This is a genomic window from Tranquillimonas rosea, assembly GCF_900111315.1.
GTDB lineage: Bacteria > Pseudomonadota > Alphaproteobacteria > Rhodobacterales > Rhodobacteraceae > Tranquillimonas > Tranquillimonas rosea.
Genome location: NZ_FOGU01000007.1, coordinates 81,577 through 108,440 on the forward strand (window position 1 = coordinate 81,577; position 26,864 = coordinate 108,440).

Consider the following 26,864-nt stretch of genomic DNA (forward strand, 5'->3'; position numbering starts at 1 on the left):
GGCGATTCATCGCGCCTCGTGCGCCCATGCGACAGGGCTTAGCCCCGCGCAGTGCCCGATTTCCGGTCGCGGAGCCAATTTGGCGATTAATCTTTCATCACCGGGGTCGGCTCCGTCGCCAATTCGCCGCCGTGGGAGGCAACTCCCGAACGCAGTTTCTAAGATGACGGTCGACGACAACCGGAGTGGGGACCGACCGATGCTTGCCAGACCTTCCGCCGCCGCGCTTATTGCCGGCCTTGCCGCGCTGCCGGCCACCGCGCAGGACCTCCAGGAGGTGTCCTTCGGCACGAACTGGGTGGCGCAGGCCGAACACGGCGGGTTCTATCAATCCGTGGCGGACGGCACCTACGAGGCGTGCGGTCTGGACGTGACCATCGTTCCCGGCGGCCCGCAGGTGAACAACCGCGCGCTGATGCTGGCGGGGCGGCTTGACTTCAACATGGGCGGCGATCTGCTGCAGGCTTTCAACGCGGTGGCCGAGGACATCCCGGTCGTCGTGGTGGCGGCGACGTTCCAGAAGCACCCGCAGGTGATCCTGGCGCATCCCGAAAGTGCCGAGACGTGGGAGGACCTCAAGGACCTCACCCTGCTGATCGGCGATAACGGCTATACCTCGTACTACCAGTGGATGATCTCGGCCTACGGCTTCACCGCCGAGCAGCGCGAGCCCTACACCTTCAACCCGGCCCCGTTCATCGCAAACCCCGACATGGGCATGCAGGGCTATCTCTCGTCCGAGCCATACCTCGTCGAACAGGAGGCCGGGTTCGAGCCGAACGTCTTCCTGATCGCGGATGCGGGCTATTCGTCCTACGCCACGACGATCGAGACGATGGCCGACACGGTCGAGAACCGGCCCGAGGTGGTGCAGTGCTTCGTCGATGGCTCGATCAAGGGCTGGTACAATTACATCTACGGTGACGGGAGCGCGGCGAACGAGCTGATCCTCGAGGCCAATCCCGACATGACCCAGGACAAGGTCGAATATGCCGTCCGCCGCATGAAGGAAGAGGGCATCGTCGATTCCGGCGACGCGTTGGAGCAGGGGATCGGCGTGGTCACCGACGACGTCGTGCAGGACTTCTACGGCAAGATGGTCGAGGCCGGCGTGATCGCCGACGGGCTGGACATCGCCGCCTCCTACACGACCGAGTTCGTCGGCAACGGCGTGGGCATGGACCTCAAGCCCCAGGACTGATCTCGGCGGCGGGGCCGACGGGTCCCGCGTGCCCCCGACGTTTGGAGACACCCATGGCCGCACCGGCCCCTCTCGGTCAGCGCTCCGCGCTTCTCGACATGCGCCACGTCACCAAGACCTTCAACGGTGACGTGGTCGCGCTGCACGGCATGTCGCTGACGGTGAACGAAGGCGACTTCATCTCCTTGCTGGGCCCCTCGGGCTGCGGCAAGTCCACGGCGCTGCGCCTGATCGCCGGCCTCAGCCATCCCAGCCAGGGCCGGATCGAATGGCAGGGCGGGGCCGATGACACCGACCTTGCCGTTGTCTTCCAGGAGCCGACGCTGATGCCCTGGGCCACGGTCGCGCAGAACGTCTGGCTGCCGTTCCGGCTGCGCGGCAAATCCTACGAACAGGTAAAGGACGACGTGCTCGAGGCGCTGCGGCTGGTGGGGCTCGAGAACTTCCAGCGGTCCTACCCACGCGAGCTGTCGGGCGGCATGAAGATGCGCGTGTCGATCGCCCGCGCCCTCGTCACACGGCCCAAGCTGATCCTGATGGACGAACCCTTTGCCGCGCTGGACGAGATCACCCGACACAAGCTGAACAACGACCTTCTCGAGATGAAGCAGAAGATCGGCTGCACCGTGATCTTCGTGACCCATTCGGTGTTCGAATCCGTGTTCCTGTCTGACCGGATCGTCGTTATGGCCGCGCGGCCCGGCCGCGTCATCGAGGAACTGACCGTGGACGCGCCCTATCCCCGCGACGAGGATTTCCGGACCTCGGCGGATTATGCCGGGCATTGCAGGGCGGCGTCCGACGCGCTGCATCAGGCAATGGAGGCCGCATGACCGTCACCGACCCCACCATCTCCGATCCGGTGATGGTCGACGAGGAAGAGACGCGCCGCGCCCGTGCCCGCCGCATCGAGCGCATCGCGAAATGGGTGCTGCCGGTCGTGATGATGGGCCTGACCCTGTTGGTCTGGGACCGCATCGTCGTCTGGAACGAGATCCCGCACTATATCCTGCCTGGGCCGCGGCTGGTCTTTGCCACGCTGGTCGAGGACTGGGCGATGCTGTTCGACGCGTTGCTGGTGACGTTGCAGATCACGCTGATGGCGCTGGCCGTCGCGGTGATCGGCGGGGTCGGGTTGGCCGTGCTGTTCACCCAGTCGCGGTGGATCGAGATGTCGTTCTATCCCTACGCGGTGATCCTGCAGGTGACGCCGGTGGTGTCGATCGCGCCGCTTATATTCATCTATGTCGAGAACCGCATGGCGGGACTTCTGATCTGCGCCTGGATCGTGGCGTTCTTCCCGGTGCTGGCGAACACGACGCTGGGCCTGAACTCGGCCGATCACAACCTGCGCGACCTGTTCCGCATCTACGGCGCGACGCGCTGGCAACGCCTGCGGTTCCTGCAACTGCCCTCGGCGCTGCCGTACTTCCTGGGCGGTCTGCGGATCGCGGGCGGGCTGTCGCTGATCGGCGCGGTGGTGGCCGAGTACGTCGCCGGCACGGGCGGTATCGGCTCGGGGCTGGCCTTCCGCATCCTCGAGGCCGGATACCGCCTGAACATCCCGCGGATGTTCGCGGCGCTGTTTCTGATCGCCGCCACGGGCGTCGTGATCTTTGCCGGGCTGTCCTTCCTCAGTCACATGCTGCTGCGCAAATGGCACGAGAGCGCGATGCAGGGGTCGACATGACCGATTTCCTCTCGCTGCCCGACGGCGGGCCCGTGACCCTCGCGGACGCGAGCGTGCCCGGCTGTCTCGTCGGCAGCTCCGCCGACCTAGTGCGCCGCGACATCACGGTCGCCGACGGCCGCATCGCCGAGGGCGAGGGCACCCGCGTCGACCTGGGCGGCGCGATGGTGCTGCCCAGCTTCGTCGACATGCACACGCATCTCGACAAGGGCCATATCTGGGACCGCGCCCCGAACCCCGACGGCACCTTCGCCGGCGCGCTCTCGTCCGTCGCCGACGACCGCGCCGCCCGCTGGTCGGCCGCGGACGTCCGGCGGCGGATGGAGTTCGGGCTGCGCTGCGCTGAAGCGCACGGCACCCGTGCGGTACGCACCCATCTCGACAGCCAGGCGCCGCAGGACACGATCACCTGGCCGGTCTTCGAGGACCTGCGCGCCGCGTGGGCGGGACGGGTCGAGTTGCAGGGCGTGTGCCTGGTGGGTTGCGACAGCGTCACCGTCGACGGACCCTTCGCCGCGACCGCCGACCTCGTCGCCCGCGCGGGCGGCGTGCTGGGCATGGTCGCCTACCCTGTGCCCGATCTGAAGGACAGGCTGCAGGCCTTCTTCGCGCTCGCCTCCGCACGGGGGCTTTCCGCGGATTTTCACGTCGACGAGACGCTCGACCCCGACAGCGCCTGCCTGCGGATGATTGCCGAGACGGTGATCGAGACCGGGTTCGACGCGCCGGTCGTGGTCGGGCATTGCTGCTCGCTCTCGACCCAGCCCGAGGCCGAGTGGCAGCGCACGCTGGACCTCGTGGCGCGGGCGGGGCTGCACGTGGTGTCGCTGCCGATGTGCAACCTCTACCTGCAGGACCGCCATGCGGGTCGCACGCCGCGGCTGCGCGGCATCACGCTGGTGCACGAGATGAAGACCCGCGGCATTCCCGTCAGCTTTGCCTCCGACAACACCCGCGACCCGTTCTACGCCTACGGCGATCTCGACATGCTCGAGGTGCTGCGGCAGGCGACGCGGATCGGCCACCTCGATCATTCCGACGCGGATTGGGTGGACTCGGTCCTGTCCGTGCCCGCCCGTGCCTGCGGCCTCGCCGCGCCGTCGCTTGCGCCCGGCGCGCCTGCCGACCTGTCGATCTTCCGCGCCCGCGGCTGGACCGAGCTGTTCGCGCGGCCGCAATCAGACCGGGTCGTGCTGCGCGAAGGCCAGCCGATCGACCGCACGCTGCCCGATTATTCCGACCTCGACGACCTGATGGGATGCCCCCGATGACCGCCAATATCGACGCCGCCAAGGCCGCGCTCTCGCACATGGAGATCGACGATGCCGGCCCGCAACTGAAAACCAAGAGCCGGGACTTCTTCTGGTACTCGCCGGTGCTGAAGGCGCGGCTGGATCACGTCCTGGGCGACTTCGTGGTCGCTCCGCGCAACGAGGCCGAGGTCATCGAGGTGCTGCGGACCTGCCATGCCCATGACGTGCCGGTCACCACGCGCGGCGCCGGGACGGGCAATTATGGCCAGGCGATGCCGCTGGCCGGGGGCTGCGTGATGCACATGAAGAACATGGCCGCGGTGAAGGACGTCGCACCGGGCCGTGTCGTGGTCGAGCCGGGCTGCCTTCTGAAGGACGTCGACGCCGCCTGCATCGAGCATTCGGGCCAAGAGCTGCGGATGTTCTCGTCGACCTGGGCCACGGCGACGATCGGCGGCTTCGTCGCCGGCGGCTCGGGCGGGATCGGGTCGATCACCTGGGGCTCTCTCCGCGATCCGGGCAACATCATCCGCCTGCGTGTGGTGACGATGGAGGCGGAGCCCCGCGTGCTCGAGTTCCGGGGCGAGGAGCTGGCCCGCGTCAGCCACGCCTACGGCACGAACGGCATCATCACCGAGGTCGAGATGCCGCTCGCCCCGGCCTATGACTGGGTCGAGATGTTCGTTGCCTTCGACGATTTCATGTCCGCCGCCACCTTCGCGGTGGACGTGGCCAACCTGGACGGCGTGCTGAGCAAGATCGCCAGCGTCTACGAGGCGCCGATCGCGCATGACTATTTCCAGCGGGTGCGCCCCCATGTGGACGAGGGCACGAATCTCGTGGGGCTGATGGTCGCCCCGCACTCGATGGACGGTTTCCTGACCTTCCTCGGGCGCACCCAAGGGGCCGAGCTGATCTATCGCTCGGACGACCACGATTGGCAGAAGCATCCCGGCCCGGTCTTCGAATACGGCTGGAACCACACCACGCTGCGCGCGCTCAAGGTCGATCCGTCGATCACCTACCTGCAGGTGCGCTTCGGCTTTCCCGAGCATCTCGAGAAGGTGGCGAAGATCCGCGAGATGTTCTCGCCCGAGGTGCTGCACCATCTCGAGGTCATCCGCGAGAACGGCAAGGCGATGTTCGCCGGGCTGAGCCTGGTCAAGTTCACCACCGAGGCGCGGCTGGACGAGATCGTGCGTCTCCACGAGGAAGCGGGCTGCATGATCTTCAACCCCCACCGCTACACCCTGGAGGAGGGCGGACGGCAGACCGTCGATGACCGCCAGCTCGCCTTCAAGCGCGAGGCCGACCCCAAGGGGCTGCTGAACCCCGGCAAGATGATCGCCTGGGACGACCCGGAGTTCGGGTTCGAGACGATGTATGCCTATCCCAAGCTGAAGGCGGCGGAATGAGGGGGCGCTGCCCCCGTCGCCTGCGGCGACTCCCCCGGGATATTTCGGGACAGAAGAAGACGAGGACGGTTTGACGAGGGCGATGGTCCTGTTCGCGCATCCCTGCGGGGAGAGTTTCTCGGCCGCGCTGCACGTGCGCGTCGTGGAAACCCTGCGGGCGCGCGGCTGGGAGGTCGACGATTGCGACCTGAACGCCGAAGGCTTCGATCCGGTCCTGAGCGCGGCCGAGCGGCGCGGGTACCATGACACCGACGGCAACATCGACCCGGTGGCATCGTATGTGGACCGGCTGCGCCGGGCGGACGCGCTGGTGCTGGTGTTCCCGGTGTGGAACTTCGGCTACCCGGCCATCCTGAAGGGGTTCTTTGACCGGGTGTTCCTGCCCGGGGTCTCGTTTCGGTTGGAGGAGGGGCGGGTGCGGCCGAACCTGACCCATATCCGGCGGCTGGCCGCGGTGACGACCTATGGCGGGACGCGCCGGCGCGCGTTCCTCGCGGGTGACCCGCCGCGGCGCGTGGTCAAGCGGGCGCTCTGGCACGTGACGCGGCCACGGAGGCTGCGGTACCTGGCGCTCTACGACATGAATCGGGCGGACGCGGCGCGTCGCGGGCGCTTCCTGGAGCGGGTGGGGCGCGAGATGGAGGCGTTATGATGCGGGCGCTGGTGATCTATTGCCATCCGCGCGGCGACAGCTTTACCGCCGCCGTCCGGGACACGGTGCTCGACCGGCTGGAGGCGGCGGGGGCGGAAACACGACTGCGGGACCTCTATGCCGAGGGGTTCGAGCCGGCGATGAGCGCCTACGAGCATGTCCGATACCTCGATCCGGGCGCCAACCGGCGGGACCTGGTGCGGGATTGCAACGACCTTGCCTGGTGCGACGCGATGGTCTTCGTCTATCCGACCTGGTGGTATGGTCTGCCGGCGATGCTGAAGGGGTGGCTGGACCGGGCGCTCTTGCCCGATGTGGCCTTCCTGATGCCCGACGGTGAGAACCGGACGATCCGGCCGGGGCTGACCCATGTCACGCGGCTGGGCGTTTTCACCACCTGCGGGGCGAGCCGGCGGCTGACCTTCCTGGTGGGGGCGCCGGGCAAGCGCACGTTGCTGCGCGGGGTGCGGCTGCTGTGCGCGCGGCGGGTGCGGACGGCGTACCGGGCGCATTACCTGATGGACAGCTCGACCGCGGAAAGCCGTGCGCGGCACCTGGAGCGGGTCGCGCGCGACGTGGATCGGCTGGCCGCCGGCGGTGCGGCGCGGCGCGGCGAGGTGACGGCATGATCCCGGTCCTCGACTGGCAGAGGTTTCTCTCGGGTGACGCCGCTGGCTTCGTCGCGGATCTGGGGCGGGCCTGCCGGGGGCCGGGCTTCTTCCTGTTGACAAACCATGCCATCCCGACCGCCCTGACCGACGGCATCTTCGGGGCGGCGGAGCGGTTCTTCGCGCTGCCGGAGGCCCAGAAAGCGCCGCTCGACATCCGGCGCAATCCACACAATCGCGGCTGGGTGCCCGGCGGCTCCGAGAGCCTGGACGCCGCGAGCGGGCAGGTGGACCGGAAGGAGGCGTTCAACGTCGGGCTGGACCTGGCGCCCGACGACCCTCGCATCCTGGCCGGAGAGCCGTTCCGGGGCGTGAACCTGTGGCCCGCGCTCGACGGGTTCGACGCCGCGTGCCTCGCCTATTACGACGCCGCGTGGCGGCAGGGCACAGCTCTCATGGGGGCCGTGGCGCGGGACCTGGGCCTGTCGCCGGCGCATTTCGACGGGGCGTTCCGCGCGCCCCTCGCGACGCTGCGCCTGTTGCATTATCCCCCCGGCGGCGGCGGGATCGGCGCCGGCGCGCATACCGATTACGGGGCGCTGACCCTTCTGGCGACGGATGGCGAGCCCGGACTGCAGGTGCTGCCGCGCGGCGGCGAGTGGACCGACGTACCGCACCTGGAGGGGGCGCTGGTCGTCAATATCGGCGATTGCCTGATGCGCTGGACCAACGACATCTACGCCTCGACGCCCCACAGGGTGCGGCCGCCGCGACGGCAGCGGCGGTCGGTCGCGTTCTTTCTCGACCCCGACCCCGATGCCGAGATCGCGGCGTTGCCGGGCACTGGAGCGCCGGTCTATCCGCCGGTGACGGGGGCCGCGTATCTGCGGTCGCGGCTCGAGGCCACCTACAGCGAGGACACATGATGCGGCGACTGGATTGGGCGGAGTACCGCAGCCACGAATACGGCGACATCGACCCGATGCGGACCATTGCCATCCTGCCCACGGCGGCGGTGGAGCAGCACGGCCCGCACCTGCCGGTAGGCGTCGACACGATGATCGCCGAGGGGATGCTGGGCGAGGTGCGGGCGAATTGCCCCGAGACGCTCGATATCCGCATCCTTCCGGTGCAGGCGGTGGGTAAGTCGAACGAGCACCTACACGCCCCGGGCACCCTGACCCTGACAGCGGAGACGGCGCTGCGGGCCTGGACCGAGATCGGCCTGTCGGTGGCGCGCGCCGGGGTGCGCAAGATCATCCTCGTCAACAGCCACGGCGGCAACTTGGACCTCGTGTCGATCCTGTCGCGCGAGTTGCGGGTGCGGGCGGGGATGCTGGCGGTGAAATGCCAGTGGAGCGGGTTCGGCACGCCCGAGGGGATGTATCCCGACGCCGAGCGCGCCTACGGCATCCACGGCGGCGACGTCGAGACCTCTCTGATGCTGCATTTCCGGCCCGAGACGGTGGACATGACCCAGGCGCAGGCGTTCCGTTCGAGTGCCGAGACCGGGAGGATCCCGCCGGTCGGGCCGTTGTCCTATGGCTGGATCGCGTCCGACCTGAACCCCGACGGCACGGTCGGCGACGCGGCTTCGGCGACGGCAGAGAAGGGGCGGGCGACGGCGGCGCACCAGGTATCGGCCTTCATCGACCTGCTGCATGACGTGGCCGAGACGGAGCTTGCACCGTTCGCGGCGGTGGTGCCGCCGGGCGGGATCGACTGACGCCGCGCGGCGCGCCCGCCCGCGCCGATTTTTGTATACATTGCGGTCGCATGGCCTGACTGACGGGAAATTTTTCTGGACATCGGGCAAATCCCCGTCAGTTTTGTATACGAACCGTGCGTTCGCCGGTCCGCTGGACGGATACGGACAGGGAGGGGCCATGGCCGAACTGGAAAAGAAGACCCGGTTCCTGAAGGCGCTGATGGCGCTGCGCGAACTGGTCATGGCCGGCGGCCTGAAGCCGGGAGAGCGCCTGTCCGAGGTAGCCGTGGCAGAGCGCGTGGGGATCTCGCGCACGCCGGTGCGCGAGGCCATGGCACAGCTTGTCGAGGAAGGGCTGCTCGACCGGATTTCCACCGGCGGCTACTGCGTGCGGCAGATCACCGTGGCGGACGTCGTCGACTCGATCGAGATGCGCGGCATGGTCGAGGGGCTCGCCCTGCGGATGGCCGCGGAACGCGGTGCCGCGCCCGAGCGGCTGTCGGCGTGCAGGACGATCCTGGACCGGATCGACGACGCGCTCGGCGAGCACGAGAGCCGGATGGACTTCTCGACCTATGCCGATCTCAATTCGGCGTTCCATGACGAACTGACGTCGCTCTGTAACAGTCCGATCGTGCTGCGCGAGCTCAAGCGGGTGTCGAACCTGCCGCTGGCCGCGCCGAGCGCGTTCCTGCAAGGGCAGACGGCGATCCGGATGATCCGGCGGTCGCTCTACCACGCGCAGGTGCATCACCGGGCCATGCTCGACGCCGTCTCGTCGCACGAGGGCGCGCGGGCCGAAGCGCTGGCGCGGGAACACGCGCGGCTCGCCCGCGTCAACCTCGACCACGTGATCCAGAGCCGCGAGGAGGTCGAGGCGCAAATACCGGGGCTGGCCCTCGTGACCGGCGTCTGATCTAGCTGTCTCCAAGGCAACAACTCGTACAGGGAGGAAGGTATGAGATTGAGCAAGTTCGCACTGACGTTTGGAAGCGTCGCCGCGGCCATCGCGGTGGCAAGTGCCGCACAGGCGCAGGAATACACGTTCAAGCTGCACCATCTGCTGCCGGCGCAGGCCGCCGCGCATACCGAGATGCTGGAGCCCTGGGCCCGTCAGGTCGAAGAGAACTCGGACGGGCAGGTCGCGATCGAGATCTATCCGAACATGACGCTTGGCGGGCGCCCGCCCGAACTGATCAACCAGGTGCGCGACGGGGTCGTCGACCTGATCTGGACGGTCAACGGCTATACCCCCGGTCTCTTTCCGCGGACCGAGGTGATGGAATTGCCGACGGTGTTCTACAACGATCCGCGGGCGGCCAACCTGGCGCTCCACGACATGTTTGAGAGCGATCTGGCAGAGGATTACAAGGGCGTCGAGGTGATGTTCCTGCACACCCACGCGGGACAGGCGCTGCAGACGGCCGAGACCGAGGTACGCACGCCAGAGGAGTTCGCCGGCCTCAACCTGCGGATCCCGACCCGCACCGGCGGTTGGGTGATCGAGGCGCTCGGCGGCAATCCCAAGGCGATGCCGGTACCCGAGCTGCCGCCGGCGCTGCAGAAGGGGGTTGTCGACGGCGCGCTGATCCCGTTCGAGATCGTCCCGGCGCTCAAGCTTCAGGACCAGACCCAGTACCAGATCGAGATGGCCGACGAAGAGCGCTTCGGTACGACGACGTTCCAGGTCACGATGAACAAGGCCCGGTGGGACGGCCTGCCCGAAGACATCCAGCAGGCCTTCCGCGACGCGTCGGACCGCGACTGGTGGGGCGAAGTCGGCGACATCTGGGACAATACGGACGATGTCGGCCTCAAGATCGCGACCGATGCGGGCAACACCCACATCATGCTCAACGACGAAGAGACGCAGGCCTTCCGTGACAAGATGACCCCGGTGGTCGATCGCTGGATCGAAGAGGTTACCGCCAAGGGTATCGACGGGGCCGCCCTTGTCGAGAAGGCGCGGTCGCTGGTGCAGGAAAACACCGAAGGCGGATCTTGATGGCGGCAGGCACAGGCCTGCGCGAGGGCCGCTCCGGACTTGCCGGGGCGGCCGCCGCCGTCATCACGGGCTGGGCGCTGCTGGGCGGCGTCGCGCTGCTGGCGGTGGTGGTGATGAACGTCGTCTCGGTCGTCGGTGCGATATTCGGCCACCCGTTTCCGGGCGACTTCGAGATGACCGAGATCGGCGTGGCCGTCGCGGCCTTCGCGTTCCTGCCGTATTGCCAGATGACCGACGCGAACGTCACCGCCGATATCTTCACCCAGAACGCGTCGCCGCGCTGGATCGCGATCTTCAAGCTGGCGGCGTCGGTCGTGGCGCTGCTCTTCGCGCTTCTGCTGCTGTGGCGGATGTCGGTGGGCATGAGTGATCAGCGCGAATACGGCTACGAGACGGCGATCCTGCAGTTCCCGATCTGGGTCGCGTTCATCCCGATCCTGATCTCGCTGGCGCTGCTGGCGGTCGCATCGGTCCTGACGCTGGCGGAAACCGGGGCGCGTGCCGCGGGCGGGGGGCGCGAATGACCGATCCCGTGACGCTGGGTCTTTTGGGCCTGGCCGTTCTGGTGGTGCTGATCGCGCTGCGGATGCCGATCGCCTATGCGATGATCCTTGTCGGCGGCGTCGGCATCACGCTGATCAACGGGCCGGCCCTGATGATGAGCCAGCTCAAGACGCTGGCTTACGGGCAGTTCTCGATCTACGACCTTTCGGTCGTGCCGATGTTCGTGCTGATGGGCGCGCTCGCGGCGCGCACGGGGCTCAGCCAGGCGCTGTTCCGAGGCGCGAATGCGTGGCTGGGCTGGCTGCGCGGCGGCACCGCGATGGCCGCCATCGCCGCCTGCGCCGGGTTCGGCGCCGTCGCGGGGTCGTCTCTGGCCACCGCGTCGACGATGGGGAAGGTGGCGCTGCCCGAGCTGAAGCGCTTCAATTACTCGGGCGCGCTCGCGACCGGCTCTCTTGCGGCCGGCGGGGTGCTGGGCATCCTGATCCCGCCGTCGGTCGTGCTGATCGTCTATGCCATCATCGTCGAGGCCAACATCGTCACGATGTTCGCCGCCGCTCTGATCCCCGGCGTGCTGGCGGTGATACTGTTCATCCTCACGATCGCCGCTTATGTCACGATCTGGCCGAATGCCGGCCCGCAGGGCGGCGCGGCGGACCGGGCCGAGTTCCGGGCCGCGACGCTGGGCGTGATCCCGGTGCTGGTGATTTTCGGCATCGTGCTGGGCGGCATCTACGCGGGCTTCTACAACCCGACCCCGGCGGCGGCGGTCGGCGTGGCGCTGGTGTGGATCTACGGCATGCTGCGCGGCAGCCTCGGGCCGGGGCCGATGGTGCAGGCGCTGAAGGAGACCGCCGGGACGACGGGCATGATCTACCTGATCCTCCTTGGCGCCGAGCTGATGAAGATCTTCATGTCCCGGATCGGTCTGCCACAGGCGACCGCCGACTGGATCCTGGCCAGCGACCTTGCGCCGATGACCGTCATGCTGCTCCTGCTGATGGCGCTGATCCTGCTGGGATGCCTGTTGGACAGCTTGTCGATGATCCTGCTGGTCATCCCGTTCTTCTGGCCGGTGCTGAGCGAGATCAACGGCGGTGTCTACGCTACCGCCGACAGCGCCGGTTTCGGCATGTCGACCGAGGACCTCAAGATCTGGTTCGGCATCCTTGCGCTGATCGTGGTGGAACTCGGACTCATCACGCCGCCGGTGGGCATGAATGTCTTCGTCATCTCGGCGCTGGCCAAGGACACGCCGATGATCGAGACGTTCAAGGGCGTCGCCCCGTTCTTCATCGCCGAGATGTTCCGAGTGGCGCTGTTGCTGGCGTTCCCGGCCCTGACGCTCTGGCTGCCGGGGGTCCTGTCGGGATGAGCGGTGCGCGACTGACGGCCGGCGGAGCAATCTTCCCGCGCCTCAAGGCGCTGGGGGTAGATTTCGTATTCGCCAATTCCGGCACCGATTTCCCGCCGGTGATCGAGGGGCTCGCCGAAGCCGCGGCCGAGGGCGCGGAACTGCCGCTGGCTCTGACAATCCCGCACGAGCATTGCGCGATGGGCATGGCCCACGGCGCCTACCTGATGACGGGGCGGGCGCAAGCGGTGATGCTGCATACGAATGTCGGTCTCGCGAACGGGGCCATCGGTGCGCTCAACGCAGCGTGCGAGCATGTGCCGATGCTGATGATGTCGGGCCGCACACCGGTGACCGAGGGCGGCCGTTTCGGTGCGCGCACCGTGCCCATCGGCTGGGGGCAGGAGATGCTGGACCAGGCCGGTCTGGTGCGCGAGGCGACCAAGTGGGACTACGAGCTGCGCTATCCCGAGCAGGTGCGCCCGATGCTGGACCGCGCCCATGCCATTGCCGCCTCGACGCCGAAGGGTCCGGTCTACCTGTCGCTCCCCCGCGAGGTTCTGTGCGAAGAGGTCGAGGCCGAGGAGATCGACGCCGCCTCGTCGATGCAGGCCGTCGCCATCGGCCCCGAGGCCGGGACACTGGACCGCGCGGCCGACCTGCTGGCCGCGGCCGAGCGACCGTTGATCATCGCGCAACGCGGTGCGGGCGATGCGGACAGCTTCGCGGCCTTCGCCCGTTGGGTCGAGGATTGGGGCATCGCCGTGTGCTCCTGGTGGCCCACGGCGCTGGCGATCCCGACCGACCATCCCTGCCATGTCGGCAGCGACCCGTCGCCCTGGCTCGAAGAGGCGGATGTCGTCGTGGTCCTCGACAGCCTCGCGCCCTGGTGGCCGGACGAACACGCCCTGAACCCCGAGGCGACGGTGATCCAGGTCGGGCCCGATCCGCTGTTCTCGCGCGCGGCGGCGCGGACGTTCCGGGCCGACCTGTCGCTCGCCGGCGAGACCGCGTCGACACTGCCGGCGCTGATCGCCGCGATGGAGCGGCGGCCGCGCGACGAGGACGCCATCGCCGTGCGACAGGCGCGGCTCAACGCGGCCGCGGGCAGGACCCGCCAGCGTCATCATGCCGCCGCCATCGCCGACGCGCCCGGCATCACCAAGGCGTATGTCGGTCACTGCCTTGGCGCGGCGCTGCGCGGGCGCCTCTCCACCGTGTTCTCGGAACTTGGCGTGCCGCTGCCGTCGATCGAGCGGCGCGAGCACAACAGCTGGTTCCAGGAACCGCATTCCGGCGGGCTGGGCTTTTCGTTTCCCGCCGCCCTGGGGGCCAAGCTGGCAGCGCCCGAGCGCGACATCGTCGCCACCATGGGGGACGGCAGCTACATGTTCGCCAATCCCACGGCCTGCCACCAGGTAGCCGAGGCGCTGGGACTGGCGCCGCTGATCGTCGTGCTGAACAATTCCGAATGGGGCGCGGTCCGCGGCTCGGTTGCGCAGCTTTATCCCGACGGCCACGCCGCGCGGGCGAACCGCATGCCCCTGACGGGCCTGGCCCCATCACCCGATTTCACGCTGACGGCCCGCGCCAGCCGCGCCTGGGCCGAGCGGGTGCGCGACCGCGACGCCCTGCCGGACGCCATCGACCGCGCACTCGCCGCGACACGAGACGGCACGCTCGCCCTTATCGAGGTCGAGACCCTGCCGGATTAGGAAGAGAAGGAGAAACACGATGCCCACACCGCCGTTCCGCGCCGATCACGTCGGCAGCCTGCTGCGCCCGCAACCGGTGATCGACGCACGCAAGAAGTTCTACGAGCAGAAGTCGATTCCGGTGGAAGAGTTGCGCGCCGCCGAGGACGCCGCGATCCCCGAGATCATCAAGATGCAGGAGGATGTCGGCCTGAAGGCGGTGACCGACGGCGAGGCGCGCCGGTCGTTCTGGCACTACGACTTCATGGGCATGCTCACGGGGCTGGACCTGGACGAGCGCGATCCCGAGCAGGGTGCGCAGTTCGCCGGTGTCAAGCTGCGCCCGATCTTCCCCACCATCACCTCCGAGTTGGACTTCCCCGACGATCACCCGATGCTCGAGCACTTCAAGTTCGTGAAGGACCACACGAACGTCGTGCCGAAGATCTCGATCCCCGGCCCGTCGGCCAGCCATTTCCGCGTGGCGCAGGACGACATCCACGTACAGGCCTACAAGGACGATCCGCAGAACATGTTCGACGCGCTGGCGCGGACCTACAAGAAGGCGGTCGACAAGTTCTACGAGGCCGGCTGCCGGTATCTTCAGATGGACGACATCTTCTTCGCCTATCTCTGCGACCCCAAGCACCGGGCCGAGAAGCAGGAGCAGGGGCAGGATCCCGACTGGCTGATCGACCGCTACGCCTGGATGATGAACGAGGCGATCAAGGACCGGCCGCGCGACATGTTCATCGGCATGCACATGTGCCGCGGCAACTTCCGCTCGACCCACGCGGCCGAGGGGGCCTACGACCAGGTGGCCGACGCGATCTTCAACAAGACCGACGTGGACATCTATTTCATGGAGTACGACTCCGACCGGGCCGGCGGGCTCGAGCCGCTGTCGATCCTGCCCAAGGGCACCAAGCGCGTGATGCCCGGCTTCATCACCACCAAGACCGGTGAGCTTGAGGACATGGACGGGCTCAAGCGCAAGTTCGAGGAAGCGTCAAAATACGCAGATCTCGATCAACTCGGGATCGCGCCCCAATGCGGCTTTGCCTCGACCGAAGAGGGCAACGCGATCACGCTGGACGACCAGAAGCGCAAGCTGGAACTGGTGGTCAAGACGGCCGAGGCCGTCTGGGGCGGCGTCTGATCCGACGGCGCGGGCGGGGCAGGATCGCCCCGCCACCCTCGCGCGAAAGAACGCCAAAATCCGTCCAAAGCGCTTGCGAAGCGATCGAGAGCCCTAGATAAGCGTCCGGGGAGGGCGCCGGTGGACGTGTGACGAGCCGCCGCGCGCCGGGGCACACGCTCCGGGCCACGCAACGCAAGTGAGCCGCCGGGTTCCGCGCCCGTCGGTCAGCCAAGAAGGGTTTCCCCGATGACCGCACCCGAATTGCGCGACGCCATCCTGCGTCACCTGACATACTCGCTCGGCAAGGACGCGGGGACGGCCACGGTGTACGATTGGCGGCTGGCGCTGAGCTATGCCGTGCGCGACCGGATCGTCGATCCGTGGTTCGCCTCGACGAAGGCGGCGTATGCCAAGCAGTCCAAGCGGGTCTACTACCTGTCGATGGAGTTCCTGATCGGGCGGCTTCTTGAGGACGCGATCGTCAATATCGGCCTGCTGGACGAGGCGGGCGAGGCGATGAACGCGCTCGGCCAGGACCTGACGACGGTGATGCTGGACGAACCCGACGCAGCGCTCGGCAATGGCGGGCTTGGGCGGCTTGCGGCGTGTTTCCTTGAATCGCTCTCGACCATCGGGACGCCGGCCTATGGCTACGGCATCCGCTACGAACACGGGCTGTTCAAGCAGTCGTTTTTCGAGGGCCGCCAGCAGGAGGCGCCGGAGGAGTGGCTGCAGCAGGTCCACACCTGGGAGTTCGAGCGTCCCGAGGCGGCGTTCCAGATCGGCTTCGGCGGCAGCGTGAAAGAGCAGGGCGGACGCATGCTCTGGTCTCCCGACGAGGCGGTCGTCGCCACCGCGCACGACACCCCGATCATCGGCTGGCGCGGCCGCTGGGCCAACACGCTGCGTCTGTGGGAGGCGCGCGCAGTGCACGGCTTCGATCTGGGCGCATTCAACCGCGGCGACTATTTCGGCGCCGCCGAGCCCGAGGCCTCGGCCCGCACGATCAGCCGCGTGCTCTATCCCGACGACACCACCGAGGACGGCAAGCGGCTGCGGCTCAAGCAGGAGTATTTCTTCACCGCCGCGTCGCTGCGCGATGTCGTCCGCCGGTTCGACAGCGAATACGACGACCTGTCGCTCTTGCCGCAGAAGGTGGCGATCCAGCTGAACGACACGCACCCCGCCATCGCCGGGCCGGAACTGGTGCGCATCCTGCACGACGAAAAGGGCATGGCTCTGGACACCGCGATCGAGACCGCGCGCGGCTGCCTGAACTACACCAACCACACCTTGTTGCCCGAGGCGCTGGAGCGCTGGTCCGAGGGGCTGATGGGCGATCTTCTGCCGCGCCACATGGACCTGATCCGCAAGATCGACGAAGTGCACGCCAAGGAATACCCCGCGCGCACGGTCGCCATGGTCGAGAACGGCGACGTCAAGATGGGCGAGTTGGCCTTCACCATGGCGAGCCACGTCAACGGCGTCTCGGCTCTGCACACCGAACTGATGAAGGAGACAGTGTTCCAGGAACTGCACGCGCTGCATCCCGAGCGCATCGTCAACCAGACGAACGGAGTCACGCCGCGCCGCTGGGTGCTGTCCGCCAACCCGCGCCTGTCCTCGCTGGTTTCCGGCAAGATCGGCATGAACTGGGTCGACGACCTGGAGCAGCTGAAGGAACTCGAGCCGTTGGCCGAGGATTCCGGTTTCCGCGGCGACTACGACACCGCCAAGCGGTCGAACAAGGCCGAGCTGTCGAACTGGTTCGCCAAGACCCATGGCGTGAAGCTGGACCCCGAGGCGATGTTCGACGTGCAGATCAAGCGGATCCACGAATACAAGCGCCAGCACCTCAACATCCTCGAGGCGATCGCGCTCTGGCAGGAAATCCACGACGACCCGAACGGCGACTGGACGCCGCGGGTCAAGATCTTCGGCGGCAAGGCGGCGCCGGGCTATTACTTCGCCAAGGAGATCATCTATCTGATCAACTCGGTGGCCGAGGTGCTGAACAACGATCCCGTCACCTCGAAGTATCTCAAGGTGGTCTATCCGCCGAACTACAATGTCAGCCTGGCCGAGCAGCTGATCCCCGCCGCGGACCTGAGCGAGCAGATCTCCACCGCCGGCAAGGAGGCGAGCGGCACGGGCAACATGAAGTTCGCGCTCAACGGCGCGCTGACGATCGGGACGCTGGATGGCGCGAATGTCGAGATCTGCGACCTCGTCGGACCAGACAATTTCTTCCTCTTCGGCATGACCGAGCCGCAGGTCGTCGCCCGTCGCGCCGACCCCGAGCATGCCGCCAACGCCATCGCCGCCGATCCGCGCCTGGCCCGCGCGATCGAGGCCATCCGCAACGGCGCCTTCTCGGGCGGCGATGCCGAGCGGTTCAAGCCCATCGCCGACGACCTGAGCGGCAAGGACTATTTCCTCGTCTGTTCGGACTTCACCGATTACTGGCGCGCGCAGCGAGAGGTCGACGCCGCCTACCGCGACAGCGACACCTGGACGCGCATGGCCGTTCTGAACACCGCGCGGTCGGGCTGGTTCAGCTCCGACAGGACGATCCGCGGATACATGTCGGACGTGTGGAGAGCGTCATCCGCGCTGGCATGAGCGGCGGGAACAGGCAGCGGACAAGCCTGTTGAGACGGTAGCGAAAAGCAATAGGGTGGTCATATGACATCGACACCGACCGGCGCCGCGACATTGGACGACACCCAGATCCGCCGTCTGGACGAGGGACGGCACGACGACCCTTTCGCTGTCCTGGGACCACGGGATACCGGCGAAGCGACCCGCGTGACGGCAATGGATCCGGGCGCCGATCGGATGTGCGCCGTGGTGGACGGGATCGAACACCCGCTCGAGCGGCTCGCCAAGGGCCGCGCGGTGTTTTCCGGCGACATCCCCCACGGCGCCCGCTACCGGTTGCGCGGACATACCTCCGACGGCCAGAGCTGGGAATACGAGGATCCCTATCGCTTCGGCCCGGTGATGGGCGCCCATGACGAATACTACCTGGGCGAAGGCACGCACCAGCGCATCTGGCAGGCCCTGGGCGCGCACGTGATGCAGCACCAGGGAGTCGACGGCACGCACTTCGCCGTCTGGGCGCCGAACGCGCAGCGCGTCAGCGTGGTGGGCGAGTTCAATTTCTGGGACGGTCGCCGCCATCAGATGCGCAAGCGCGGCATGACCGGCGTGTGGGAGATCTTCATCCCCGGCCTCGGCGAGGGCACGGTCTACAAGTACGAGATCCTCGGCGCGGACGGCGCGCTGCAGCCGCTCAAGGCCGATCCCGTCGGCTTCGGCAGCCAGCACCCGCCGCAGAATGCCAGCGTGGTCCGCGACATCCGCGGCTATGGTTGGGAGGATTACGATTGGATGGCGGGCAGGGCCGGACGCAACGCTGTGAGTGCGCCGATCTCGATCTACGAGGTGCACCTGGGCTCGTGGAAGCGCTTTGCCGACCAGGGCAACCGGCCCCTGTCCTACAAGGAGGCCGCCAAGCAGCTGGTCGAGTACGTCTACGACATGGGCTTTACCCATATCGAGTTCCTGCCGCTCAGCGAGTACCCCTTCGACGGCTCGTGGGGGTATCAGCCGGTGGGCCTGTTCGCGCCGACGATCCGCCACGGCCCCCCGCACGAGTTCCGCGACCTGATCGAGGCGGCCCACCTGAAAGGTCTGGGCGTGCTGATGGACTGGGTGCCCGGCCATTTCCCGACCGATCCGCACGGGCTGGGCTATTTCGACGGCACGCATCTCTATGAGCATGCGGACCCGCGCGAGGGCTTCCACCAGGACTGGAACACACTGATCTACAATTACGGCCGGACCGAGGTGCGCAACTTCCTCGTGTCGAACGCGCTCTACTGGCTGGACGAGTACCATGTCGACGGCCTGCGCGTGGATGCCGTGGCCTCGATGCTGTACCGCGACTATTCGCGCGGCGAGGGCGAGTGGGTACCCAACAAGGACGGCGGGCGCGAGAACTACGAGGCGATCGACACGCTGCAGAAGGTCAACGAGATCGCCTATTCCCAGTCGCCGGGCATCATGACTGCGGCCGAGGAATCCACGTCGTATCCGGGCGTGTCCCACCCTGTCTCCGAAGGCGGTCTTGGCTTCGGCTACAAGTGGAACATGGGCTGGATGAACGACACGCTCGATTACATCAAGCAGGACCCGATCAACCGGAAATACCGGCACAACCAGATCACCTTCGGTCTGCACTATGCCTTTTCCGAGAACTTCATCCTGCCGATCAGCCACGACGAGGTCGTGCACGGCAAGGGGTCGATGCTGGGCAAGATGCCCGGCGAGCCGTCCGAGAAATTCGCGAACCTGCGCGCCTATTACGGCTTCATGTGGGGGCATCCAGGCAAGAAACTGCTGTTCATGGGACAGGAGTTCGCGCAGCCGTCCGAGTGGAACCACGACACCGGGCTCGACTGGGCGAAGCTCGACGATCCCGCGCACGAGGGCATGCGGCGGCTGGTGCGGGACCTGAACTCGGTCTACCGCGCCTATCCCGCGCTGCACGTCAAGGATTGCGACAAGGACGGCTTCCAGTGGGTCGTGGCCGACGACGACGCGAACTCGGTCTTCGCATGGATCCGGCGCGGCGGCAGCTTCGAGGATGCCGAGGTGATGGTCGCCTGCAACTTCACGCCGGTCGAGCGGTCGGCCTATCGCATCGGTCTGCCGCAGACCGGGCGCTGGCGCGAGGTGATGAACACCGATGCGGCCCTGTATGGCGGGAAGGATCGCGGCAACATGGGGGCGATCACGGCGGAGGAGACGCCGTCGCACGGCCAGCCGGCATCGGCGACCGTCGTGCTGCCGCCGCTCTCGACGCTGATCTTCGTGCACGAGAAATGACGCCGCCCTCCTTTGGGCGATGTCGCCACCGGTCCGGCAGGGCCAGTTGAGGGGAGGGACAGAAACATGGCGAGACCAAATGCACGGCTGTCGAGCAAGACGATGGCCTTCGTGCTCGCGGGGGGGCGGGGGAGCCGCCTGCGGGAACTGACCGACATGCGTGCCAAGCCCGCCGTCTATTTCGGCGGCAAATCCCGCATCATCGACTTCGCTCTGTCGAACGCGCTGAACTCCGGCATCCGGAAGATGGCGATCGCCACGCAGTACAAGGCCCACAGCCTGATCCGCCACTGTCAGCGGGGCTGGTCGTTCTTCCGCGCCGAGCGGAACGAGTATCTCGACATCCTTCCGGCGAGCCAGCGGGTCAGCGAGGACAAGTGGTATGTCGGGACCGCCGACGCGGTAACGCAGAACATCGACATCATCGACAGCTACGACGTCGAGTACATCCTGATCCTCGCGGGCGACCACATCTACAAGATGGACTACGAGGTCATGCTCGAAGAGCATGTCGAAACGAACGCCGACGTGACCGTGGGCTGCCTGACCGTCCCGCGCGAAGAGGCGTCGGCCTTCGGTGTGATGGACGTGGACGACAGCCTGCGCATCACCTCGTTCCTGGAAAAGCCGGCCGATCCGCCGGGCATGCCCGGCGACCCCGACAAGACGCTGGCCTCGATGGGCATCTATGTCTTCAAGTGGTCGTACCTGCGCGAGCTTTTGCTGAACGATGCCGAAGAGTCCGAGAGCAAGCACGATTTCGGCGGCGACATCATTCCCTACATCGTCCGCAACGGCCGGGCGCAGGCGCACCGCTTCACCGACAGCTGCGTCAAGCACGACCCCTCGGCGCCCGCCTACTGGCGCGACGTCGGGACGGTCGACGCCTATTGGAAAGCCAATATCGACCTAACCAACTTTACGCCCGACCTCGATCTCTGGGACAAGAACTGGCCGATCTGGACCTATTCTGAGTCCGTTCCTCCGGCGAAATTCATCCATGACGAGGCGAAGAGGCGGGGCACCGCGGTGTCATCCCTGGTGTCCGGCGGTTGCATCATTTCGGGCACCGAGGTGCGCAATTCGCTGTTGTTCACGATGGTGCACACCAATTCCTATGCGCAACTCGACCATTCCGTGCTGCTGCCGTATGTGGAGGTGGGCCGTCACGCGCGGCTGACCAAGGCGGTTGTGGACCGCGGTGTCGAAATCCCGGAGGGCCTGATCGTGGGCGAGGATCCAAAAGAGGATGCCAAGTGGTTCCGGGTGACGGACACGGGCGTGACGCTGATCACCCAGGCGATGCTGGACGCGAGGGCCGCCGCGACATGATCCCCGTCCTCTCGGTCGCCTCGGAATGTGCACCGCTGATCAAGACCGGCGGTCTCGCCGACGTGGTCGGGGCGTTGCCGCACGCCCTGGCGGCCGAGGGTATCGAGACGCGGGTGATGCTGCCGGGCTATCCGTCGGTGATGACCGCCTGCGCCCCCGGCGATCCGGTGATGGAAGAGGCGGGCCTGTTCGGCGGAGCCGCCTGCCTTCGCCCAGCGACCTACAGGGGATTGTCGCTCTACATTCTCGACGCGCCGCACCTCTTTGCCCGCGAAGGCTCGATCTATCTCGATGCCGAGGGCGAGGATTGGCCGGACAATCCCGAACGCTTCGCCGCGCTGTCGTGGATGGGCGCGCGACTCGCGGCCGAGGGGGGCGAGGACGGATGGGTGCCCCGCGTGCTGCACTGCCACGACTGGCAGGCCGGGTTTGCGCCGCTCTACCTGCGCGAGATGGGCGCGGCCGAGCGCTGCGCCTCGGTGATGACGGTCCACAACATCGCCTTCCACGGCTTCGCCCCAGCCGAGCGGCGGCACGAGCTGCGCCTGCCCGAAGAGGGCTGGCGGCCGGAAGGCTACGAATACTGGGGCCGGATCTCGGCCCTGAAGGCGGGGCTGACCTCGGCCGACCGGATCACCACGGTCAGCCCGACCTATGCCGCCGAACTGACGACGCAGGAATTCGGCATGGGGCTCGAGGGCGTCATCTCGGAACGGTCCTCGGACCTGGCGGGGATCCTGAACGGGATCGACCTCGATGCGTGGAATCCCGCGACGGACCCGGCGATCCTGACCTACAAGACCCATCGCGGAAAGGCGCGGAACCGCGCCGCGCTCAGGGCCGAGCTGGGGCTGTACGACAGCGGCGGCCCGCTGGCCGTTGTCGTGTCGCGGCTGACGCATCAGAAGGGGTTGGACCTTCTGCTCGAGGCGCTGCCGGAGTTTCTGGAGGCGGGCGGACAGCTTGGCATGCTGGGCTCGGGCGACCGGCGGATGGAGGTCGCCTGGCAGGAGATCGCCGCCGAGCATCCGAACGTCGCCGTGCGCATCGGCTATGACGAGGCGCTGGCCCACCGGTTGATCGCCGGCGGCGACGCGATCCTCGTGCCCTCGCGGTTCGAACCGTGCGGGCTGACGCAGCTTTACGGTCTGCGCTACGGCACGGTGCCCGTCGTCGCCCAGACCGGCGGACTGGCCGACACGGTCATCTCCGCCAACGATGCCGCACTCAGGGCGGGCGTGGCCACCGGTCTGACCTTTTCGCCCGTCACGGCGCCGGCGCTCGGGCGGGCGCTGTCGCGGGTGACGGCCCTCTTTGCCGATCACGAGGTCTGGGGCCGGATACAGCGCAACGCGATGCGCCATCCTGTGGGCTGGGACGTGTCGGCGGCGGCCTATGCCGCTCTCTACCACGATCTTCTTCGGGATAAATGAGCCAAAGCTATCCGATCAGCGCGGGTCGCCCCGCTCCGCTTGGCGCGACCTTCGACGGGGACGGCGTGAACTTTGCCGTCTTCTCAGAGAACGCGCGCCGCATGATCCTGTGCCTGTTCTCGGGGGACGGGCGGGACGAGATCGCGCGCATCGACCTGCCCGAACGCAACGGCGATGTCTGGCACGGATATGTCTCGGGCCTGCGGCCGGGGCAGAAATACGGGTTCCGCGCGCATGGCCCCTATCGCCCGGACGAAGGACACCGCTTCAACCATCACAAGCTGCTGATGGACCCGTATGCCAAGCGGCTCACCGGGCAGCCGCACTGGCACGACGCGCTCATGGGCTTCAAGGTCGGCGCCGCGCGCAAGGACCTGACCTTCGACAGCCGCGACAGCGCGCCGTACATGCCGCGCTCGGTCGTCGAGGACCCGAGCTTTTCCTGGGGCGACGACACGCCGCCGCGCACCCCGATCCCCGAGACGGTGATCTACGAGGCGCACGTCAAGGGCCTGACCGCGCGCTATCCCAAGATGGACGCGCCGGGGACGTTCCTGGCGATGTCGTCCGATCCGATGCTGGAACACCTGACGAAGCTGGGCATCACGGCGGTCGAGCTGTTGCCGGCGCAGGCGTTCCTGAACGACAGCTTCCTGGTCGAGAAGGGGCTGACGAACTACTGGGGATACCAGACGTTCGGCTTCTTCGCGCCCGAGCCGCGATACCTCGACCGCGGGCAGATCGCCGAGTTCCAGCAGATGGTGGCGCGCTTTCACTCCGCCGGGATCGAGGTGTATCTCGACGTGGTCTATAACCACACTTGCGAGGGAAACGAGCTGGGCCCGACGCTGTCCTTCCGCGGGCTCGACAACGCAAGCTACTACCGCCTCGAGCAGGACGCGCGCTACTACGTCAACGACACCGGCACGGGCAACACGGTGAACGTGGATCATCCGATGGTGCTGCGGATGATCATGGACAGCCTGCGTTACTGGGTCGAGACGATGCATGTCGACGGCTTCCGCTTCGACCTGTGCTCGACCCTGGGCCGCGTCGACGAGGGCGGGTTCGACCGCGGGGCTGCGTTCTTCGATGCGGTGCGGCAGGATCCGGTGCTCACACGGGTCAAGCTGATCGCCGAACCCTGGGACATCGGGCCGGGCGGCTATCAGCTGGGGGCGTTTCCGCCGCCCTTCATGGAGTGGAACGACAAGTTCCGCGACACCGTCCGGCGGTTCTGGCGCAACGATCCCGGCGTGACCCCGATGCTCGCCGACCGCCTGCTGGGCTCTGCCACGCAGTTCGACCATTCGGGCCGGCCCGCGACCTCGTCCGTGAACCTGCTGACCGCGCATGACGGCTTCACGCTGCACGACGTCGTCAGCTATCGCCAGAAGCACAACCAGGCCAACGGCGAGAACGGCAACGACGGCCATGGCGAGAACTTCTCGGACAACATGGGCGTCGAGGGTGCCAGCGACGATCCCGAGATCGTCGCCGCCCGCGACCGGCGCAAGCGCAACATGATGGCGACGCTGCTTTTGTCGCAGGGCACGCCGATGCTGCTGGCCGGAGACGAGCTGGGCAACAGCCAGTTCGGCAACAACAACGCCTATTGCCAGGACAACGAGATCAGCTGGCTCGACTGGAAGAACGCCGACCGCGATTTCCTTGAGTTCACTCGCCGCCTGATCGCGTTCCGCAAGGCGCACCCGGTGCTGCGGCAGAAGCTGTTCCTGCATGCCCGCGAACGCGCCATCGACGGGATCGAGGATGTGTTCTGGCGCCGGCCGGACGGTGAGCCGATGACCTCGGCCGATTGGGAGGATCCGGACACCGCTTGCATCTGCGTCGAGCTGCGCACCGCCTCGGGGACGCCGCGCTATGCCGCGCTTGAAACCGCGGTCTTCGCCGTGCTGAACGCGGGCCCGGCCGAGACGATCATCCTGCCCGAGCAGCCCAAGGGGCTGAGCTGGTGGTGGGAGATCGACACCGCCCGGCCCGAGCAGAGCCCCGGAGAGCCCGACAACGGCAGCGTCAACGTCGCGGCGAACTCGGTCGCCGTGCTGGTGCTGGAGGTGGACGAATGAGCGACGCCGACCTGGCCTCCCTGGCCGAGTACATGGGCATCCTGCCGTGGTACCTGGATTCCACCGGCACCCGGCACGACACCGGGCCCGAGACGGCCCGTGCCCTGCTGCGCGCGATGGGCGAGACGACCGAGCGGCCGGACCGGCGGCTGGGGCAGCTCTATGCCGCGCAGGCCACTCGGTATCTTCCCCAGTGGCTCGTGGTCGAGGCCGACGCGCCGACGCATCTGCCGGAGCGGGCCGCCGGTCTGCAATGGAGCCTCGATCTCGAGGACGGCAGCCGCCGCAGCGGGCGTGGCCCCGAGATGGAGCCGCTGCCGCTGGGAATCCACCGGCTGCGCTATGGCGGCAATGTCTGCTGGATTCTCTCGGTCCCCGCACGCCTGCCGTGGCCCGAGCGGGGATGGGGCGTGACGCTGCCGCTCTACGGGTTGCGCACGGCCGAGCAGGGCGGCATCGGAAGCTATTCCGACCTCGCCACGGCGCTGGCCTCGCTGGGCCGTCACGGCGCGGATTTCGTCGGCGTGAACCCGATCCATGCCGGGTTCCCCACGGACCCCGAGGCGTTCAGCCCTTATTCGCCCTCAAGCCGCCGCCGGCTGTCGACCCAGCACATCCACACTGACGCGCCCGTGCCGGCGGGCGATGCGCTGATCGACTATGCCGAGGCCTCTCCCCGCCATCTAGAGGCGCTGGAGCAGGCGTGGGCCGCGTCCGGTCCCGATCCCGATTTCGACGCCTGGCGCGCCGCCGAGGGAGAGCCGCTGGAACGCTTCGCTCTGCACCAGGCGCTGGCCGAGGTGCACGGACCCTACTGGCCCGACTGGCCGCCGATCTGCCGCACGCCCGACGCGCCCGAGATCGTCGCCTTTGCAGAGGCGCACCGCGACCGCGTCGATTTCCACGCCTGGCTGCAATACCGGGCCGAACGTCAGCTGGCCGAAGTGCGCCGCGCCGGGGAAGAAGCCGGGATGCGGCACGGCCTGTATCTGGATCTTGCCGTGGGCACCAATCCCGGCGGGGCCGAGACGTGGGCCGATCCTACGCTCTTTGCGCAGGGCGTGTCGCTCGGGGCGCCGCCGGATGCGTTTTCGGCCGATGGTCAGACTTGGGGCCTCGCGCCGCTGAACCCGCACGAGCTGGCGCGGCGCGGCTTTCGGCCTCTTGCCGAGATCCTGCGCGCCCAGCTGCGGTATGCCAAGCTTTTGCGGATCGACCATATCCTCGGCTTCGACCGCGCGTTCTGGCAACCGGCGGAAGACGGCGTGCCGGGCGGCTACGTGCGGATGCCGAAGGAGGCGCTGCTGGCCGTTGCGCGGATCGAGGCCGCCCGCGCCGGGGCGACGATCATCGGCGAGGATCTGGGCAACATTCCCGATGGCCTGCAGGAGGATCTCAGCGCCAGCGGCATCCTTGGCTGCCGTGTCGCGGTGTTCGAGCGAGACTGGGACGCGGGCGATCGCGCCTTCCGACGGGCCGGAGAGTTCGCCGAGGCGGCGCTGACCTCGTTCGCAACCCACGACCTGCCGACGCTGGCGGGATGGCGCGTGGCGCGCGACATCGACTGGCGCGAACGCCTGGGCAGTCTCGACGCCGAACAGGCTGCGGCAGCGCGCGAGGGTCGCGCGCTGGAGGTCGCCGCGCTGGACGCGACGGTGGGCGGCGCGGGGGTCGACAGCATGCATGCCTTCCTCGGCGCGACCCCCTCGCGGCTGGTCGCGGTGCAGATCGAGGATATACTCGGTCTCGAAGAGCAGCCGAACCTGCCGGGCACGATCCACGATCATCCGAACTGGAGGCGGCGTCTGCCCGTTGATGCAAAGAGCCTGGGCGACGACGAACGGGTCGCCCGCACCGCGGCGATCCTGAAGGACGCCGGACGTTGAAGATA

At 67.5% G+C, this 26,864-nt stretch carries 21 protein-coding genes; all 21 read left to right on the forward strand.

The genetic code is table 11. The annotated features are described in order from the left end of the window. Positions 1-199 precede the first annotated feature (199 nt). The 21 genes from BMZ25_RS12995 to malQ all read left to right on the forward strand — a co-directional run bounded on the left by BMZ25_RS12995 (position 200) and on the right by malQ (position 26,859). The gene (locus tag BMZ25_RS12995) at positions 200-1,201 is read left to right on the forward strand and encodes an ABC transporter substrate-binding protein (RefSeq protein ID WP_092694270.1); all 1,002 of its coding nucleotides are present in this window, start codon (positions 200-202) and stop codon (positions 1,199-1,201) included. Positions 1,202-1,254: 53 nt separating this feature from the next. Next, a complete protein-coding gene (locus BMZ25_RS13000) occupies positions 1,255-2,034 on the forward strand; it encodes an ABC transporter ATP-binding protein (protein ID WP_235859868.1) in 780 nt (259 codons plus the stop codon). Beyond that, complete coding sequence (locus tag BMZ25_RS13005) at positions 2,031-2,891, forward strand: ABC transporter permease (protein ID WP_092694272.1); 861 nt, start codon at positions 2,031-2,033, stop codon at positions 2,889-2,891. The genes BMZ25_RS13000 and BMZ25_RS13005 overlap by 4 nt, the downstream gene beginning before the upstream one ends. After that, positions 2,888-4,162 (forward strand): cytosine deaminase, encoded by a 1,275-nt coding sequence (locus BMZ25_RS13010; protein WP_092694274.1) that lies wholly within the window; start codon positions 2,888-2,890, stop codon positions 4,160-4,162. The genes BMZ25_RS13005 and BMZ25_RS13010 overlap by 4 nt, the downstream gene beginning before the upstream one ends. Then, on the forward strand, positions 4,159-5,559 hold the full coding sequence (locus BMZ25_RS13015; protein ID WP_092694517.1) for an FAD-binding oxidoreductase: 1,401 nt from the start codon (positions 4,159-4,161) through the stop codon (positions 5,557-5,559). The genes BMZ25_RS13010 and BMZ25_RS13015 overlap by 4 nt, the downstream gene beginning before the upstream one ends. An 82-nt stretch (positions 5,560-5,641) precedes the next feature. After that, complete coding sequence (locus BMZ25_RS13020; protein WP_092694276.1) at positions 5,642-6,211, forward strand: NAD(P)H-dependent oxidoreductase; 570 nt, start codon at positions 5,642-5,644, stop codon at positions 6,209-6,211. Further along, positions 6,208-6,840: an NAD(P)H-dependent oxidoreductase gene (locus BMZ25_RS13025; protein ID WP_328586860.1), complete on the forward strand. Its 633-nt coding sequence runs from the start codon at positions 6,208-6,210 to the stop codon at positions 6,838-6,840. The genes BMZ25_RS13020 and BMZ25_RS13025 overlap by 4 nt, the downstream gene beginning before the upstream one ends. Further along, positions 6,837-7,745: an isopenicillin N synthase family dioxygenase gene (locus BMZ25_RS13030; RefSeq protein WP_092694278.1), complete on the forward strand. Its 909-nt coding sequence runs from the start codon at positions 6,837-6,839 to the stop codon at positions 7,743-7,745. Before BMZ25_RS13025 ends, BMZ25_RS13030 begins: the two co-directional genes overlap by 4 nt. Then, positions 7,742-8,545, forward strand: coding sequence for a creatininase family protein (locus BMZ25_RS13035; RefSeq protein ID WP_092694280.1), 804 nt, complete (start codon positions 7,742-7,744; stop codon positions 8,543-8,545). Before BMZ25_RS13030 ends, BMZ25_RS13035 begins: the two co-directional genes overlap by 4 nt. A gap of 160 nt (positions 8,546-8,705) precedes the next feature. Beyond that, a complete protein-coding gene (locus BMZ25_RS13040) occupies positions 8,706-9,443 on the forward strand; it encodes a GntR family transcriptional regulator (protein WP_092694282.1) in 738 nt (245 codons plus the stop codon). A 42-nt stretch (positions 9,444-9,485) separates the two neighbouring features. Then, positions 9,486-10,532 (forward strand): TRAP transporter substrate-binding protein, encoded by a 1,047-nt coding sequence (locus BMZ25_RS13045; RefSeq protein WP_092694284.1) that lies wholly within the window; start codon positions 9,486-9,488, stop codon positions 10,530-10,532. Continuing rightward, positions 10,532-11,056, forward strand: a complete 525-nt coding sequence (locus tag BMZ25_RS13050; protein WP_092694286.1) for a TRAP transporter small permease — start codon at positions 10,532-10,534, stop codon at positions 11,054-11,056. The genes BMZ25_RS13045 and BMZ25_RS13050 overlap by 1 nt, the downstream gene beginning before the upstream one ends. Beyond that, entirely contained in the window at positions 11,053-12,411 is a 1,359-nt protein-coding gene (locus BMZ25_RS13055; protein ID WP_092694289.1) for a TRAP transporter large permease, read from the forward strand. The genes BMZ25_RS13050 and BMZ25_RS13055 overlap by 4 nt, the downstream gene beginning before the upstream one ends. Then, on the forward strand, positions 12,408-14,105 hold the full coding sequence (locus tag BMZ25_RS13060; RefSeq protein WP_092694291.1) for a thiamine pyrophosphate-requiring protein: 1,698 nt from the start codon (positions 12,408-12,410) through the stop codon (positions 14,103-14,105). Before BMZ25_RS13055 ends, BMZ25_RS13060 begins: the two co-directional genes overlap by 4 nt. Positions 14,106-14,124: 19 nt before the next feature. After that, positions 14,125-15,243 carry a 5-methyltetrahydropteroyltriglutamate--homocysteine S-methyltransferase gene (locus tag BMZ25_RS13065; RefSeq protein WP_092694293.1) on the forward strand — a complete coding sequence of 373 codons (1,119 nt, stop codon included), beginning with the start codon at positions 14,125-14,127 and terminating at the stop codon, positions 15,241-15,243. A gap of 228 nt (positions 15,244-15,471) precedes the next feature. Then, positions 15,472-17,847, forward strand: coding sequence for a glycogen/starch/alpha-glucan phosphorylase (locus BMZ25_RS13070; RefSeq protein WP_092694295.1), 2,376 nt, complete (start codon positions 15,472-15,474; stop codon positions 17,845-17,847). A 63-nt stretch (positions 17,848-17,910) separates the two neighbouring features. Further along, positions 17,911-20,118, forward strand: a complete 2,208-nt coding sequence (gene glgB, locus BMZ25_RS13075) for a 1,4-alpha-glucan branching protein GlgB (protein ID WP_092694297.1) — start codon at positions 17,911-17,913, stop codon at positions 20,116-20,118. A 66-nt stretch (positions 20,119-20,184) separates the two neighbouring features. After that, positions 20,185-21,450 carry a glucose-1-phosphate adenylyltransferase gene (gene glgC / locus BMZ25_RS13080; RefSeq protein ID WP_092694298.1) on the forward strand — a complete coding sequence of 422 codons (1,266 nt, stop codon included), beginning with the start codon at positions 20,185-20,187 and terminating at the stop codon, positions 21,448-21,450. After that, the gene (glgA, locus tag BMZ25_RS13085; protein WP_092694300.1) at positions 21,447-22,883 is read left to right on the forward strand and encodes a glycogen synthase GlgA; all 1,437 of its coding nucleotides are present in this window, start codon (positions 21,447-21,449) and stop codon (positions 22,881-22,883) included. Before glgC ends, glgA begins: the two co-directional genes overlap by 4 nt. Continuing rightward, on the forward strand, positions 22,880-24,973 hold the full coding sequence (gene glgX, locus BMZ25_RS13090) for a glycogen debranching protein GlgX (RefSeq protein ID WP_092694302.1): 2,094 nt from the start codon (positions 22,880-22,882) through the stop codon (positions 24,971-24,973). Before glgA ends, glgX begins: the two co-directional genes overlap by 4 nt. Next, on the forward strand, positions 24,970-26,859 hold the full coding sequence (gene malQ, locus BMZ25_RS13095; RefSeq protein WP_092694303.1) for a 4-alpha-glucanotransferase: 1,890 nt from the start codon (positions 24,970-24,972) through the stop codon (positions 26,857-26,859). Before glgX ends, malQ begins: the two co-directional genes overlap by 4 nt. Positions 26,860-26,864 lie beyond the last annotated feature (5 nt).